This is a genomic window from Neobacillus sp. CF12, assembly GCF_030348765.1.
Taxonomy (GTDB): Bacteria; Bacillota; Bacilli; order Bacillales; family Cytobacillaceae; genus Neobacillus.
The window spans coordinates 3,570,243-3,585,000 of record NZ_JAUCEU010000007.1; the positions used below are offsets into that span (position 1 = coordinate 3,570,243).

The 14,758-nt window shown below is 40.6% G+C and carries 15 protein-coding genes, 2 tRNA genes and 2 rRNA genes (1 of these 19 running past the window's edge); 3 read left to right on the top strand and 16 right to left on the bottom strand.

The genetic code is table 11. The features are described 5' to 3' along the window. Positions 1-118 precede the first annotated feature (118 nt). Positions 119-1,747 carry a chaperonin GroEL gene (gene groL, locus QUG14_RS16865; protein ID WP_289341662.1) on the bottom strand — a complete coding sequence of 543 codons (1,629 nt, stop codon included), beginning with the start codon at positions 1,745-1,747 and terminating at the stop codon, positions 119-121. Positions 1,748-1,799: 52 nt separating this feature from the next. Next, positions 1,800-2,087 (bottom strand): co-chaperone GroES, encoded by a 288-nt coding sequence (groES, locus tag QUG14_RS16870; RefSeq protein ID WP_192654942.1) that lies wholly within the window; start codon positions 2,085-2,087, stop codon positions 1,800-1,802. A 280-nt stretch (positions 2,088-2,367) separates the two neighbouring features. Between groES and QUG14_RS16875 the strand changes: the two genes are divergently transcribed. Continuing rightward, the gene (locus tag QUG14_RS16875; RefSeq protein WP_289341663.1) at positions 2,368-3,090 is read left to right on the top strand and encodes a CPBP family intramembrane glutamic endopeptidase; all 723 of its coding nucleotides are present in this window, start codon (positions 2,368-2,370) and stop codon (positions 3,088-3,090) included. Next, positions 3,087-3,290 carry a YdiK family protein gene (locus QUG14_RS16880; RefSeq protein ID WP_289341664.1) on the top strand — a complete coding sequence of 68 codons (204 nt, stop codon included), beginning with the start codon at positions 3,087-3,089 and terminating at the stop codon, positions 3,288-3,290. Before QUG14_RS16875 ends, QUG14_RS16880 begins: the two co-directional genes overlap by 4 nt. Before the next feature lie 208 nt (positions 3,291-3,498). Here QUG14_RS16880 and QUG14_RS16885 read toward each other — a convergent pair whose 3' ends face one another. The 5 genes from QUG14_RS16885 to moaC form a co-directional block, all read right to left on the bottom strand. Continuing rightward, positions 3,499-4,209: a cytoplasmic protein gene (locus QUG14_RS16885; protein ID WP_289341665.1), complete on the bottom strand. Its 711-nt coding sequence runs from the start codon at positions 4,207-4,209 to the stop codon at positions 3,499-3,501. 18 nt (positions 4,210-4,227) lie between these two features. Then, complete coding sequence (locus QUG14_RS16890; RefSeq protein WP_289341666.1) at positions 4,228-4,944, bottom strand: polymer-forming cytoskeletal protein; 717 nt, start codon at positions 4,942-4,944, stop codon at positions 4,228-4,230. Between the two features lie 13 nt (positions 4,945-4,957). After that, on the bottom strand, positions 4,958-5,581 hold the full coding sequence (locus QUG14_RS16895) for a YhbD family protein (RefSeq protein ID WP_289341667.1): 624 nt from the start codon (positions 5,579-5,581) through the stop codon (positions 4,958-4,960). A 116-nt stretch (positions 5,582-5,697) separates the two neighbouring features. Further along, positions 5,698-6,357, bottom strand: a complete 660-nt coding sequence (locus tag QUG14_RS16900) for a redox-sensing transcriptional repressor Rex (RefSeq protein ID WP_289341668.1) — start codon at positions 6,355-6,357, stop codon at positions 5,698-5,700. Positions 6,358-6,389: 32 nt separating this feature from the next. Next, positions 6,390-6,887: a cyclic pyranopterin monophosphate synthase MoaC gene (gene moaC / locus QUG14_RS16905; protein ID WP_289341669.1), complete on the bottom strand. Its 498-nt coding sequence runs from the start codon at positions 6,885-6,887 to the stop codon at positions 6,390-6,392. A 187-nt stretch (positions 6,888-7,074) separates the two neighbouring features. Here moaC and QUG14_RS16910 point away from each other — a divergent pair, with 187 nt between their 5' ends. Continuing rightward, positions 7,075-8,994, top strand: coding sequence for an ABC-F family ATP-binding cassette domain-containing protein (locus tag QUG14_RS16910; protein ID WP_289341670.1), 1,920 nt, complete (start codon positions 7,075-7,077; stop codon positions 8,992-8,994). Between the two features lie 38 nt (positions 8,995-9,032). On the opposite strand, the gene QUG14_RS16915 is transcribed toward QUG14_RS16910, so the two are convergent. The 9 genes from QUG14_RS16915 to QUG14_RS16955 all read right to left on the bottom strand — a co-directional run. After that, complete coding sequence (locus QUG14_RS16915; RefSeq protein ID WP_289341671.1) at positions 9,033-9,503, bottom strand: Gmad2 immunoglobulin-like domain-containing protein; 471 nt, start codon at positions 9,501-9,503, stop codon at positions 9,033-9,035. Positions 9,504-10,030: 527 nt separating this feature from the next. Further along, entirely contained in the window at positions 10,031-11,053 is a 1,023-nt protein-coding gene (gene tsaD, locus QUG14_RS16920; protein WP_289341672.1) for a tRNA (adenosine(37)-N6)-threonylcarbamoyltransferase complex transferase subunit TsaD, read from the bottom strand. Further along, positions 11,050-11,499, bottom strand: coding sequence for a ribosomal protein S18-alanine N-acetyltransferase (gene rimI / locus QUG14_RS16925; RefSeq protein ID WP_289341673.1), 450 nt, complete (start codon positions 11,497-11,499; stop codon positions 11,050-11,052). The genes tsaD and rimI overlap by 4 nt, the downstream gene beginning before the upstream one ends. A 12-nt stretch (positions 11,500-11,511) precedes the next feature. Beyond that, positions 11,512-12,219 (bottom strand): tRNA (adenosine(37)-N6)-threonylcarbamoyltransferase complex dimerization subunit type 1 TsaB, encoded by a 708-nt coding sequence (gene tsaB, locus QUG14_RS16930; RefSeq protein ID WP_289341674.1) that lies wholly within the window; start codon positions 12,217-12,219, stop codon positions 11,512-11,514. Beyond that, positions 12,200-12,673, bottom strand: coding sequence for a tRNA (adenosine(37)-N6)-threonylcarbamoyltransferase complex ATPase subunit type 1 TsaE (tsaE, locus tag QUG14_RS16935; RefSeq protein WP_289341675.1), 474 nt, complete (start codon positions 12,671-12,673; stop codon positions 12,200-12,202). The genes tsaB and tsaE overlap by 20 nt, the downstream gene beginning before the upstream one ends. Positions 12,674-12,852: 179 nt before the next feature. After that, positions 12,853-12,929: transfer RNA gene (locus QUG14_RS16940), tRNA-Asp, on the bottom strand. A gap of 35 nt (positions 12,930-12,964) precedes the next feature. Then, a tRNA-Met gene (locus tag QUG14_RS16945) sits at positions 12,965-13,038 on the bottom strand. Positions 13,039-13,121: 83 nt separating this feature from the next. Next, positions 13,122-13,237, bottom strand: a 5S ribosomal RNA gene (gene rrf, locus QUG14_RS16950). A 78-nt stretch (positions 13,238-13,315) separates the two neighbouring features. Continuing rightward, positions 13,316-14,758 (bottom strand): 23S ribosomal RNA (locus tag QUG14_RS16955) (it continues 1,494 nt past the right edge of the window).

Sequence of the window (14,758 nt, forward strand, 5' to 3'; positions counted from 1 at the left end):
TTTATAGGAAGTGGTTATTGCTATAGAAATAAGTTTTTTAAATGACAACTTCTCAAAATGAGAGAAACATGGGGGAGAAACTGCCTTTACTATTTCTCCAATACAGGGCTCAAAAGCCTTACATCATGCCGCCCATTCCACCCATACCGCTCATATCAGGCATGCCAGCGCCAGCTGGTTCTGGCTTGTCAGCAACAACTGCTTCAGTTGTTAAGAACATTGCCGCTACAGATGCAGCGTTTTGTAATGCAGAACGAGTAACTTTAGTTGGGTCAACGATACCAGCTTCGATCATGTTTACCCACTCACCAGTTGCAGCGTTGAAGCCTGTTCCAACTGCTTCGCGCTTTAAGCGGTCAACAATTACAGATCCTTCAAGACCAGCATTGTGAGCGATTGTACGTACAGGCTCTTCGATCGCACGTAATACGATGTTAACACCCGTAGCTGTATCGCCTTCAGCTTGGATTTCAGCCACTTTGTTGTATACGTTAAGAAGGGCAACACCACCACCGGATACGATACCTTCTTCAACAGCCGCACGAGTTGCGTTTAGAGCATCCTCAATGCGAAGCTTGCGCTCTTTTAATTCAGTTTCAGTTGCAGCACCAACTTTGATTACCGCAACACCGCCAGCTAATTTAGCTAAACGCTCTTGTAATTTTTCACGGTCAAATTCAGAAGTAGTTTCTTCTAATTGAACACGGATTTGGTTTACACGAGAAGCGATTGCAGCAGTATCTCCTGCACCTTCAACGATTGTAGTGTTTTCTTTTGTAACAACGATCTTAGAAGCACGTCCTAAAGATGCAATTGTTGCAGTTTTCAATTCACGGCCAAGTTCTTCAGTGATTACTTCACCGCCAGTTAAAGCAGCGATATCTTCAAGCATTGCCTTACGACGGTCACCAAAGCCAGGAGCTTTAACAGCAACTGCATTGAATGTTCCGCGTAGTTTGTTCAATACTAAAGTAGAAAGTGCTTCACCTTCGATATCTTCAGCAATCAATAATAACGGCTTGCTTTGTTGAACAACTTGCTCAAGAACAGGAAGGATTTCCTGGATGCTTGAGATCTTTTTGTCAGTGATTAAGACATATGGATTTTCTAGAACAGCTTCCATTTTGTCTGTATTTGTTACCATGTAAGCAGATGTGTATCCACGGTCAAATTGCATACCTTCAACAACATCTAATTCAGTTGTGAAGCCTTTTGATTCTTCGATTGTGATAACGCCGTCGTTACCAACGCGCTCCATAGCTTCAGCGATTAACTGACCTACTTCTTTATCATCAGAAGAAATAGCAGCAACTTGTGCAATAGACTCTTTGCCTTCGATTGGCTTAGAAATCGCTTTTAATCCTTCAACCGCAACTGTAACTGCTTTTTCAATTCCTTTACGGATACCCATTGGGTTAGCACCAGCTGTTACGTTCTTTAAACCCTCACGAATCATCGCTTGAGCAAGAACGGTCGCAGTTGTTGTACCGTCACCAGCAACATCGTTTGTTTTGCTAGCAACTTCAGCAACTAGTTTTGCACCCATATTTTCGAATGCATCTTCTAATTCGATTTCTTTTGCGATTGTTACACCATCATTCGTAATAAGTGGTGAACCGAATTTCTTCTCAAGAACCACGTTACGTCCTTTAGGTCCAAGTGTTACTTTTACTGTATCTGCAAGTGCATCAACTCCACGTAGCATTGCGCGGCGTGCATCTTCACTAAACTTAATTTCTTTAGCCATGTTCAAAAAACCTCCTCGTATTTTTTAAACTAATTATTGATTTTATTAATCCTTATTGCCCAACTACAGCAAGGATATCGTTTTCACGTAAAATTAAATATTCAGTTCCTTCAAACTTTACTTCTGTACCAGAGTATTTTGAGAAGATAATACGATCGCCTACAGAAACTTCAAGAGCAACGCGTTCGCCACTTTCAAGCACACGACCAGTACCTACGGCAACAACTCTTCCTTCTTGAGGCTTTTCCTTAGCAGAGTCCGGTAAAACGATACCGCTTGCAGTTTTTTCTTCTGATTCAACAAGCTCAATGACAATACGATCACCTAGTGGTCTTAACAAATCAAACAACCTCCTCAAATAGATATGTAATTCTGACTTATTAGCACTCTCTTTACTTGAGTGCTAACACAATTATTATCATAATAAATGCCAAAAAAATTTGCAAGTATGAAGCAATATTTTTTTTTATTTTTTGCAACCTTACAAGTATGTGAGGAACACACAGGAATATACATCGTTTTTAAGATAATCTTTAAAATTGAAACAACCTTGCCTTTATTAGTAGAATAAAGAATAGGACAAAATAATAAGAAGGCTTCTCAAAAGGAGATATAAGAATTTGAAAAGAGAATATTGGATTATTTTAATTGTCTATATAGCCATGCAGTTATCAAGCTTAATAGGAATTCCTGGACTAATGTTCCTATTTGGCTATTTAGGAATGAATCAAGGACTGGTAGTTCCCTATTGGTTAATTTTCAGCTTCACCCTTGCACTGGTTATTATTCTGTTCCTACTAAGAACGGAAATAAAGAAACCAGGGTTGAATGAAAGAGGAAGTTCATTTGGCTTTGCCGCTGTCTGGGCAGTATTTGGGGTGTTTCTAGCTTTATTTGCCCAAGCTCTTGCAGCGAATATCGAACAGCTAATTGGCGTTGATATGGGCTCAGAAAACACACAGCAGATCCTTAACATTATTGAATCGTTTCCGCTCGCCATTTTGGTTAGTTCTGTCATTGGGCCAATCTTGGAGGAGATCGTTTTTAGGAAGATTATTTTTGGAACGCTTCATAAACGGTTAAACTTTTTCTTCTCAGCACTAATCAGTTCAGTTATCTTTGCTTTAGCACATATGGAGCCGCAGCACATCCTGCTCTATTCTGCTATGGGGTTCACATTTGCATTTCTCTATGTAAAAACAAAACATATCCTTGTACCGATTTTTGCCCACGTTGCCATGAATACTTTAGTGGTGGTTATACAATCTGTTTACAAAGAGGAGATTGATGAAATCATTCGTGAGGCAGAAGGTATTCAAAACTTTATCGGAGGCTTTCTATGAGACGTTCACCAGTGTTTTCCGGAATTATATATATTGTGCTTGGGTGTTTATTTACTTATTTCGCCGTCGAAGATGTGACAGAAAACGGCTGGGGGTTTTTTAGCTATCTGCTTGTTTTACTGGCTACCTTTGACTTCGGGTCAGGTTTAAGAATCATTTTCTTTTACAATAAGTATAAAAAAGATAAGTTAAAAAAATAGACCCAAGAAAAAGTGCTCATTCATGATGACGATGAGCGACCAAAATCCCTGAAGAACTGATAAAGTGGTCACTCATGATGACGATGAGTGACCGCAATCGATGAAAAATTGATAATGTGGTCACTCATGAAGGCGTTGAGTGACCGAAATCGATGAAGAATTGATAAAGTGGTCACTCATATCACTAACATGTGAAAGGATCACTAAATTACCGCTTTGTTTTTGTTTTTATCGTCGATTTTTCGCTACTGGTTAATTCAGTTGTGTACTCTACGGTTCCAATTTGGCAGCCTTCCCCGATTTTCACCTTTTTTCCACGAACGATTTCAGCCTTTGTATTTTCTAAGTAAATGATATCCCCTTCAATCACCTTGGCCGTAAGTTTCCCTTTTTCTTTTCCAAATGGCAGGAAGGTGTTTGACTTTTTCTTAACAGTAATCAACCCGCCGCCGATTTCCTCTGCGAAACTCTCACCAAATCGTAAAGAGATATTAATTTTATCAGCATTAAGCAGACCTTTTATTTCAAAGCCGCCAGAAGATTCAAAAGTCTCATATTCGACATCCCCGCCTACTGCTATCGTACCTTTAATATTTGCCTCATCACCTGTTAAACTGTCACCAACTTCAAGTGTTCCAAGTATTTTCATTTTCTTCAAGGCTGCTCTGCCGCCGACTGCCATTGTCCCCATGATCAACATTTCTTCTGCTTCCATATTACCATTTACTTCTGCCTCGCCGAACACCTTTACTGAACGTGTTTTTACATTTTCCAAAGCCTCGCTTGTTCCATAGATATGGAACGCAGAACATTCGACATCAGAGACAAGTGTGGCATCGCCCCTAATGCTTATTTTGTCGTATTGTCCCCCGGAGTAATTTCCTGATCCATTAATCGTTAGGTTTTGAACTTTAGTCATTTCTCTTCCACCCCTCGCTTAAACCTTTCTGATATCTTTCACAATCGAATGATCATCCATCGTAAACTCGCCCGAATATTCAACAACCTCAATTTCACAATCTGGCCCTATAACAACTTGGTTACCACGAACAATCCCTGCCTTGGTGCTTTCAATCTCAATTTTGTCACCTTCAATACATTCAGTTTCTAATTGGGTACGTACAAAAGGTTTAAAAAAGCCCAAGAGCGAGTTTTTCTGCTTTATTAGGATGGTTTGCCCGCCTATTTCCTTTGCTTTACAATCCGCAAAAATGGTGATGTCAATTAAATCAGCATTCAACAAACCGCCAATTGTAAATTGTGATTCAGCCCTAAATGTTTCTGATTCACAGTCTTCTCCCACCGTAAGCCTTCCTTTAATTTTTATGTCATCACTTTTTATTTTCCCACTAACGTTCGCTTTGCCGGATACCTTTAGCTTCTCTACTATTAGGTTACCGATAATTCCAGCAGTTCCATCAATTGTGAGTGACTGTCCTCCGAAATTACCTATGATCTTCCCATGACCATTAACCTTCGCAGTATCTGCAACAACATTACCATTTATAGTTCCTGAACCATTACAATCAAAATCCGTACAATCCACATCACCATTAACTGTACCTTTACCATTGATCGTAATGGTATTGAATGACCCTCCATTTGATGATCCAAAACCATTAATCAGCAAGTCTCCCCTTTTTTTCGTCTCCATTTTGATTCTCCTTTTATAATAATTTCGACTTGATTTCTTCCATACATGCCATTAACGAAACTCGAGCCACTATTTTCGTCCCACGATCAAATTGGAAACTTTCTGTATTTAGTAGTAAAAGGCATGAAGAAACCCCTAATTTTCTTGTTATCACCAATTCAGCACTCTTTTGCTTGATCAAGGACTTATTGTCTAGTAACACCTGTATCAACATTTTTCCTTCATCCAAATTAATTTCACCCGACTGAAGCAGCTTTTCTAATATATAAACCTCAAGGATTCGCGAAAAATTAAACTGAAAACCGCCTTTTTCAATTTCTAAATAATAATCAATCACAGTATTTGATACAATGTTACGTTTTACTAATTCATCCTTCTCCAATTGCAAATCAGTAATATTCGGCGAAAACATATCAGCAAGTTCATCTAAGGAAAGGTTTTCTTTCATCATTTGGATTTTATTAATCCGTTCTAAGATTTTTATTTTCGGAAAGAAAGTCTCTTGCCCTGTAAAGGTAGATTTTCGAATAAACCAGTCCTCAGGGATAAGATCTTTTCGTTTCCATCTATACAGCTGCCCATAAGATATTCCGGCTAAATCCAATAAATCCTTTTTAGAAATTAAATCCTCGCTCATTATGAAAACCCCTTTCTGGTAACAATGTAACATAACACTGTTACGCATGTAAAGTTTCCATTATCCATTTTTTCCGACAAAAAAAGACCTTTTCTTGGTGAAAAGGTCTTTTACTCTTATTCTTCAGTTTCGGTTTCTTCCGTTGGGTAATGCTTAAGGAAGTATATAAGAGATTGAAGTTCTACAGCCAAGTCGATATGATGAACACGAATCGATGGCGGGACATTTAACCTCGCTGGGGTAAAATTCAATATGGCTTTAATATTAGATTTTACTAATCTATCTGTTATCATCTGTGCGACTTGGGCCGGGACGGTCAGAATGGCTACATGAACATCATCATTGCTTAATACTTTCTCCAAATCATCCATATGAAACACTGGGACGTCACGGATTGTGGTACCCATTTTGTTTGGATCCACATCAAAGGCGCATTCAATTCTGGTATTATTATTTTTTAAAAAATTATAATTTAAAAAGGCTGTACCAAGATTACCTACGCCAATTAGAGCTACTTTCGTCAATTCATCCTGATCGAGTGTTTTCCGAAAGAATGTTAATAAATAATTGACGTTATAGCCATACCCCTTTTTTCCTAATGCTCCGAAATAGGAAAAGTCTCTGCGAATGGTGGCAGAATCCACCTTAACTGCCTCACTTAGTTCTGCAGACGAAACCCTCTGTTTACCGGAAGAATGTAGATTCTTTAAAAATCGATAATATAAGGGCAGCCGCTTTGCTGTCGCTTGTGGTATTTTCACCGTCTCATTACTCATATTCTCCCACCCCCTATAGATAGTTTATTAATTTATCTAACTTGCTCCGTCCTGTGGAAATCTCCATTCTTTCCGCCGGTTTTTTCAACCAAATAGGTTTTTCCAATAATCATACCTTTGTCTACTGCCTTACACATGTCATAAACAGTTAATGCACAAGTGGAAGCAGCTGTTAGCGCTTCCATTTCAACACCTGTATTCCCCTTTGTTTTAACAGCAGCAGCAATATTTAATGTATAAGCTGTATCGTTTTCCTGTTCCCAAGCGAAGGATATATTTACTCCTGTCAAAGGAATGGGATGGCACATCGGGATGAGATCCCATGTTTTCTTTGCTCCCATAACCGCAGCAACTTGTGCCACAGCAAGAACATCGCCTTTTTTCATTTCATTATTTGTTATTTTATCATATATTTCTTTATTTACGGTAATGCTGGAATGAGCAATTGCAGTACGAGCGGTTTCAGGTTTATCGCTAACATCAACCATCTTAGCTCTTCCTTCTTCATTAAAGTGAGTAAATTCAGACATGTTCTAATCCTCCCAAAAAAAATCATACTATATTTTTCACAATTTGTCTGTGAAACTTTGAACGAATAGTAAAAGTTTTTACTTTTTTTTCTTTTGATTTACCCTTATTTTCTCCAACAACATGTGACTTTATTGCCGACCTTCTGGGAATAAGGTACACTTAATGTAGTAATTGAGGTGAAAAACAATGATATTATTACAAGTGAATCAACTAGCAAAATACTATGGTGCAGACCTTATTTTATCGAATATAAAGCTAGAATTACAAACTCGTGACCGTGTTGCACTTGTGGGTCGAAACGGTGCAGGAAAGTCGACATTATTAAAAATCATTGCCGGGCATTTGTCACATGATGGCGGAGAAATTATTAAGCCAAAGGGCGTTAGCATTGGTTATTTAGCACAGAATACCGGCTTAGAATCCAATTTGTCGATTTGGGATGAAATGCTGACTGTTTTTGAATCACTTCGAAGTATGGAAGCGGCACTCCGACAATTAGAGATGACAATGGCAGATCCTGCTGCAATGGAGAATCCGGCAAGTTATGAACGAATTCTAAAAGAATACGATCTCCTTCAAGTAAAATTTAAAGAACAGGGCGGTTATCAGTATGAAGCTGATATTCGCTCCATCCTTCATGGCTTAAATTTTCATAATAGCTCATCCATGATCTCCAGCTTAAGCGGCGGTCAAAAAACGCGTCTTGCATTAGGAAAGCTGCTATTAACAAAGCCGGATATATTGATTCTGGACGAGCCTACGAATCATCTGGATATTGATACGCTTACCTGGCTCGAGCAATACCTTCAAGGTTATGATGGGGCAATCTTAATCGTGTCCCATGACCGTTACTTTTTAGATAAAGTAGTAACTCAGGTATATGAAGTTTCACGCAGGCAGATTCAAAAATTCATAGGAAACTATAGCGCTTATCTAGACCAAAAAGCTGCCAATTATGAGCGGGATTTGAAAGTATATGAGAAGCAGCAACAAGAAGTTGCCAATCTTCAAGATTTTATCCAGCGCAACCTTGCCCGTGCTTCGACGACAAAACGTGCTCAAAGCCGGCGCAAAAAGCTTGAGAAAATGGACTTACTGGACCGACCTTTAGGCGATGAAAAATCGGCTACCTTCTCCTTTGACATTGAAAAACAAACAGGGAACGATGTGCTTACTGTTGATTCGCTCGCAGTAGGTTATGATGGTCAAAAAGTTTCGGAGATGATTTCTTTCCGTGCCTATCGCGGTGAAAGCATTGCATTAGTTGGGCCCAACGGAATTGGCAAGTCTACTCTCTTAAAAACCATTATCAAAAAGCTCCCTGCCTTATCAGGGACCGTTCTATATGGAGCAAATCTAGCCATTGGATACTACGACCAGGAGCAGGCTGAATTGACATCCAATAAGCGAGTCCTCAACGAGTTATGGGATGAGTGGCCGTTAAAAAGTGAAAAGGAAATACGTACAGTCTTAGGTAACTTCCTATTTTCAGGTGATGATGTTTTAAAAATAGTTTCCACATTAAGTGGCGGGGAAAAAGCCAGACTGGCACTAGCCAAATTAATGCTTGAGAAAGCAAATGTTTTAATATTGGACGAGCCAACGAACCATCTTGACTTAGACAGCAAGGAAGTTCTCGAAAATGCATTAGTCGATTACCCAGGAACGATTATCTTTGTATCACATGACCGATACTTTATTAACAGAATTGCCACCAAGGTTTTAGAACTTAGTGCAAATGGCAGTTCCGAGTATCTTGGTGACTATGACTATTATTTAGAGAAAAAGCTGGAGGAAGAGGAGCTAAAGGCTTTAGAAATTGCCAGCGCTACGAAGAAAAAGATTCTCACGGAAGTGCAAGAAAGAAATACCTATCATCAGGATAAAGAGAGTAAAAAGCTTGACCGGCAGCGCAAGAGAAAATTAGAAGAAATTGAATTACGGATTGAAGAGTTAGAGGCACTCATTCAAGATTTCGAGGAAAAACTATGTGAGCCTGAAATATTTCAAGATCACGAGAAGGTTCTTGAAATTAATTTAAAAAATGAAAAAGCAAAAGCTGCACTCGAACAGTTAATGGAAGACTGGGCGGAATTGGCGGAATAAGTAAAATGGGGCTTGGATATTAATCCAGGCCCCATTTACTATTTAAGCGGAATGGTTAAACTATCTGTTTTTGATCCATCCTTTGCTGAATAAACAAATAGCTCTATGGAGACATTCTCTTTTGCCATAAGCTCACTATCTATCGTAATCTCAAAGTCCCCCCATGCAGGAGCACCGTCAGTTTGATAATGGTCTTCTAATAATATCTCTGTTCCTGAGATGACAGCATATTGAAAAACACCCTCAAACACTCTTGCCTTCCCCTTTACTGTTGCCTTACCATTTGATTTTGAAACGGTAACTTCTTTAAAGACCTCATTTTCGTACTGTTTATCGTCTTCTTTATCTTGGTCTTTGTCCTGCCCCTGGTCTTGGTCTTGATCTTGACTATCACCATTATCAATCACATCTGGTTTCTTATCATCTGTTGAAATATTAATATCTAAGCTGCAGGCAGTTAATCCGAAAACAAGTACCATGAAAATTCCTATTAAGAACTTACTCTTCATCCATATCCCCTCTTTCCAAACATCCTCTTTTAACTACTATATTCGCTTATTAGGAGAAATCGCCATTGATGGTGTCTCTGCATTTTCATAAAAAAATCGACAAAATCCGCGAAATCCCTTCGACATATTTCCCAAAATTTCTTTTCCACAACTTTATTCACATAAAAAAACCTAATTCTATAACCTTACTCACGCTTTTCCACATTATCCACAGAAAAACGCAAACTTATCCACATTGTCCACAAAATAAAGGTAACTTACCCACATTATTTTTAAAACGCCTCCATTTTTCGAAAAAAGTTATCCACAAAAAATAGGTTTTCCACTAAAAAGAGTGTGGAAAAACCGGTTACCCATGATTATTGCCCAGTTTGACAGTCCGATTTTTTTCGTCACAATCCTCCCTTAATTGTTTCCCAATTTTTACTGCCCGGGCTTTTCGGTCACAATCCGCTATGAATCTAAGTATGGAACCTAATATTTCTTTCTCACAACAAAAAAGCCCTTCTTATCAAGAAGGACTCATTCTAATTATATAATTCAATATCCAAACCAGGATTTGCATTTAAGGAAAGGTCTGCTCGGATTCCTTTTTCAAACATAATGCTTCCTGCAGCAGCAATCATCGCAGCATTATCGGTACACAAGTTTAAAGGTGGAATGACCAAATCAATATCACCTTTATCTAAAAAGGCCTTTTCTAGTGCCTTTCTAAGCCCTTTATTGGCAGCAACGCCACCAGCCAAAAGCACTTGCTTAACCTTATATTCCGCTGTAGCTTTTACTGTCTTCTTCACCAATACCTCAATGACACTTTCCTGAAAACTTGCAGCAAGATCCTCTGGTGCGATCGTTTCACCACGCTGCTCCGCATTATGGACAGTATTAATAACCGCTGATTTTAAACCGCTAAAGCTAAAATCATAGGATCCTTCTTCTAACCAAGCCCTAGGTAAATCAAGAGTATCACTGCCCTCTTGAGCCAGCCGATCGATATGTGGACCGCCTGGATATGGAAGTTTTAATGTTCTGGCAACCTTATCATACGCTTCGCCAGCGGCATCATCTCTTGTTTCACCAATAACCTCAAAATGCCCCTGTTCTTTCATGTAAACTAACTCTGTATGTCCCCCTGACACCACTAAGGAAAGGAGAGGAAAGGTTAATTCTTTTACTAACCGGTTTGCATAAATATGTCCCGCAATATGATGAACAGGAACAAGTGGTATGTTATGCGCAAATGCTAGGGCTTTTGCTGCATTCACACCAATTAACAGTGCTCCAACCAATCCAGGACCCTCTGTTACAGCAATGGCATCCAATTCAGAAAGGGTAAGGTTTGCTTCCTTTAAAGCCTCTTCAATGACAATTGTAATTTGTTCAACATGGTGACGCGACGCAATTTCAGGTACCACCCCGCCAAAGCGCTTATGACTTTCAATTTGGGAGGCAACGACATTGGCAGCTATCTCCCTGCCATTTTTAATAATGGCAACTGCTGTTTCGTCACAGCTCGTTTCAATTCCCATAATCCATTGATCTTTTATCATATATTCACCCACATCACTAGAGCATCTTCTTGATTATCGGAATAATAATTTTTCCGAATGCCGCCATTTTGGAATCCTAACTTTCGGTAAAGCGATTGTGCCACATGATTCGTTAAACGAACTTCAAGAGTCATACTTCTTGCTCCCATATCCTTAGCAACAGACATCATTTTACGAAGTAATGCCTCACCGAGCTTTCTGCCTCTATAAGCAGGCAGTACGGCCACATTGGTCACATGGGCTTCATCAATAACCACCCAGGCACCACAATAGCCAACAATCTTTTGATCCTCTTCTAGGACGATATACACTGCAAATTTATTATTATGAATTTCATTAAAAAAAGCTTCTCTGCTCCATGGTGTAGCAAAAGAGGCATGTTCAACCTCTAATATTTGATCGATGTCCTCTTCCTTCATATAACGATACACAAAAGAATCTACCATATTTCTCTATTCCTATCCTTTTAAAATTTTCTCATTTGCCTCTAACCACTTCGCTTCAGCCTCTGCTAGACGGATATAATTGGGAACAAAAGAATGAATATCTTCCTCCGGTTTATCTTTACCTAATAATGCTAGCTCCGAAGGACGAGGATTATGTTCCGTGATTGCAGCAAATACAGCCTGAGAGGTTAGTGTATCTTCTATTACAGCTTGATGAAGTGATAAATCGTTACCAACAAATAATATGGGTTTCTCTACATCTTTTATAGAAACTGCCCAGTCGGTCGACAAAACCAATCTATCCTCTTTAACAGTGGTAAGTACTCCGCTTTGATATTGGTAAAGTCCTGTATATACTTGTCCTCTTCTTGCATCAATTAGAGGTGAAATATAACCATCAAAGTATCTCCCTGCCCCGGCTGCAATAATCTCCAGACTAGATATTCCTACTAAGGGTATCTTTAATGACCAAGCCATTGTTTTAGCTATCGTTACCCCAATTCGAACACCTGTATATGAACCCGGACCTTTCGCAACTACTATTTTCGTAAGCTGTGATGGGACTCTTTCACAATCCTTCATTAACGTTTGAATGGCTGGCATAATTCGAACCGAATGATTCTTTTTTAAGTTGGTTATATATTCGCCAAGTACCTGATTATCCTCAATAAGCGCAACCCCTAACGGATAATTAGAAGTATCAATCGCTAGTATGGTCATTTAGAAAAATCTCCTTACATAATTGCTCATATCTTTCTCCTTTTGGAACAAAAACAATTTTTCTCTTTTCGGGACCCTCGTGATATAAATAAATCGTTAACAACTGTGCTGGCAGCTGGTCCTCAATTAAATGAGCCCATTCCACAACCGTTACTCCATCACCTTCAAAGTATTCATCAAAGCCCAAATCCTCATAGGCATCTGCTACTCGGTAGACATCCATATGATACAATGGCAGCCTGCCTTTATACTCTTTGATTATGGTGAATGTCGGACTGTTAACCGTTTTCTTAATATCTAGTCCCTTTGCTAATCCCTTCGTGAACGTGGTTTTACCTGCACCTAAATCTCCTTCTAGACAAATAACATCGCCTGGCTGCAATAACTCTGCAAGATTGGATGCAAGCTGAGAAGTTTCACTAGGATCAATCGTATTTTTTTCATACTGAATCATATAATCACCTTTACGGAACAATAGTTTATGCTATCTACATTCTACCTTATTTTTGTAAAAAAAATCCTTAGGATAGCTCCTAAGGATGTCCATTCACTATGTATTTTACCTAACTTTCACCATTTAAGCAAAAAGGCATAAAAAAAACGAAACAACGTTTCGTGTTTTTAAAAATATAATGGCGGTCTGGACGGGACTCGAACCCGCGACCTCCTGCGTGACAGGCAGGCATTCTAACCAACTGAACTACCAGACCAAGGTATTTTCAAGTGTATTTCTTGAAAATACTAATTGCGGGGACAGGATTTGAACCTGCGACCTTCGGGTTATGAGCCCGACGAGCTACCAGACTGCTCCACCCCGCGATAATAAAAATGTAACTGTTGTGCACTTATATATTATATGCCAAAACATGCAATATATACACACATTTTGAAAAAATAGTACAGCCTGGCAACGTCCTACTCTCACAGGGACAAAGTCCCAACTACCATCGGCGCTGAGAAGCTTAACTTCCGTGTTCGGTATGGGAACGGGTGTGACCTTCTCGCCATTGCTGCCAGACTATAAAATTTGAGGTTTTCATTCCCTCAAAACTAGATAATTTCAGAAGAAGTTTGTAAAACGAGTTTCGCTTATAAATTGGTTAAGTCCTCGAACGATTAGTATCAGTCAGCTCCACATGTTACCACGCTTCCACCTCTGACCTATCAACCTGATCATCTTTCAGGGTTCTTACTAGCTTGACGCTATGGGAAATCTCATCTTGAGGGGGGCTTCATGCTTAGATGCTTTCAGCACTTATCCCGTCCGCACATAGCTACCCAGCGATGCCTTTGGCAAGACAACTGGTACACCAGCGGTGCGTCCATCCCGGTCCTCTCGTACTAAGGACAGCTCCTCTCAAATTTCCTGCGCCCACGACGGATAGGGACCGAACTGTCTCACGACGTTCTGAACCCAGCTCGCGTACCGCTTTAATGGGCGAACAGCCCAACCCTTGGGACCGACTACAGCCCCAGGATGCGATGAGCCGACATCGAGGTGCCAAACCTCCCCGTCGATGTGGACTCTTGGGGGAGATAAGCCTGTTATCCCCGGGGTAGCTTTTATCCGTTGAGCGATGGCCCTTCCATGCGGAACCACCGGATCACTAAGCCCGACTTTCGTCCCTGCTCGACTTGTAGGTCTCGCAGTCAAGCTCCCTTGTGCCTTTACACTCTGCGAATGATTTCCAACCATTCTGAGGGAACCTTTGGGCGCCTCCGTTACTCTTTAGGAGGCGACCGCCCCAGTCAAACTGCCCACCTGACACTGTCTCCCACCCCGATAAGGGGTGCGGGTTAGAATTTCAATACAGCCAGGGTAGTATCCCACCGACGCCTCCACCGAAGCTGGCGCTCCGGTTTCTCAGGCTCCTACCTATCCTGTACAAGCTGTACCAAAATTCAATATCAGGCTACAGTAAAGCTCCACGGGGTCTTTCCGTCCTGTCGCGGGTAACCTGCATCTTCACAGGTACTATAATTTCACCGAGTCTCTCGTTGAGACAGTGCCCAGATCGTTACGCCTTTCGTGCGGGTCGGAACTTACCCGACAAGGAATTTCGCTACCTTAGGACCGTTATAGTTACGGCCGCCGTTTACTGGGGCTTCGATTCAGAGCTTCGCTTGCGCTAACCCCTCCTCTTAACCTTCCAGCACCGGGCAGGCGTCAGCCCCTATACTTCGCCTTGCGGCTTCGCAGAGACCTGTGTTTTTGCTAAACAGTCGCCTGGGCCTATTCACTGCGGCTCTTCGAGGCTATTCACCTCAAAAAGCACCCCTTCTCCCGAAGTTACGGGGTCATTTTGCCGAGTTCCTTAACGAGAGTTCTCTCGCTCACCTTAGGATTCTCTCCTCGCCTACCTGTGTCGGTTTGCGGTACGGGCACCTTTTATCTCGCTAGAGGCTTTTCTTGGCAGTGTGGAATCAGGAACTTCGGTACTATATTTCCCTCGCCATCACAGCTCAGCCTTTACGGTAAGCGGATTTTCCTACTTACCAGCCTAACTGCTTGGACGCGCATATCCAACAGCGCGCTTAC

What these genes read in the sequence shown, in the direction of transcription:
- groL (WP_289341662.1), bottom strand. Translation starts at nt 1,747, where the DNA reads ATGGCTAAAGAAATTAAGTTTAGTGAAGATGCACGCCGCGCAATGCTA.
- QUG14_RS16880 (WP_289341664.1), top strand. Translation starts at nt 3,087, where the DNA reads ATGAGACGTTCACCAGTGTTTTCCGGAATTATATATATTGTGCTTGGG.
- QUG14_RS16885 (WP_289341665.1), bottom strand. Translation starts at nt 4,209, where the DNA reads ATGACTAAAGTTCAAAACCTAACGATTAATGGATCAGGAAATTACTCC.
- QUG14_RS16890 (WP_289341666.1), bottom strand. Translation starts at nt 4,944, where the DNA reads ATGGAGACGAAAAAAAGGGGAGACTTGCTGATTAATGGTTTTGGATCA.
- QUG14_RS16895 (WP_289341667.1), bottom strand. Translation starts at nt 5,581, where the DNA reads ATGAGCGAGGATTTAATTTCTAAAAAGGATTTATTGGATTTAGCCGGA.
- QUG14_RS16900 (WP_289341668.1), bottom strand. Translation starts at nt 6,357, where the DNA reads ATGAGTAATGAGACGGTGAAAATACCACAAGCGACAGCAAAGCGGCTG.
- moaC (WP_289341669.1), bottom strand. Translation starts at nt 6,887, where the DNA reads ATGTCTGAATTTACTCACTTTAATGAAGAAGGAAGAGCTAAGATGGTT.
- QUG14_RS16910 (WP_289341670.1), top strand. Translation starts at nt 7,075, where the DNA reads ATGATATTATTACAAGTGAATCAACTAGCAAAATACTATGGTGCAGAC.
- QUG14_RS16915 (WP_289341671.1), bottom strand. Translation starts at nt 9,503, where the DNA reads ATGAAGAGTAAGTTCTTAATAGGAATTTTCATGGTACTTGTTTTCGGA.
- tsaD (WP_289341672.1), bottom strand. Translation starts at nt 11,053, where the DNA reads ATGATAAAAGATCAATGGATTATGGGAATTGAAACGAGCTGTGACGAA.
- rimI (WP_289341673.1), bottom strand. Translation starts at nt 11,499, where the DNA reads ATGGTAGATTCTTTTGTGTATCGTTATATGAAGGAAGAGGACATCGAT.
- tsaB (WP_289341674.1), bottom strand. Translation starts at nt 12,219, where the DNA reads ATGACCATACTAGCGATTGATACTTCTAATTATCCGTTAGGGGTTGCG.
- tsaE (WP_289341675.1), bottom strand. Translation starts at nt 12,673, where the DNA reads ATGATTCAGTATGAAAAAAATACGATTGATCCTAGTGAAACTTCTCAG.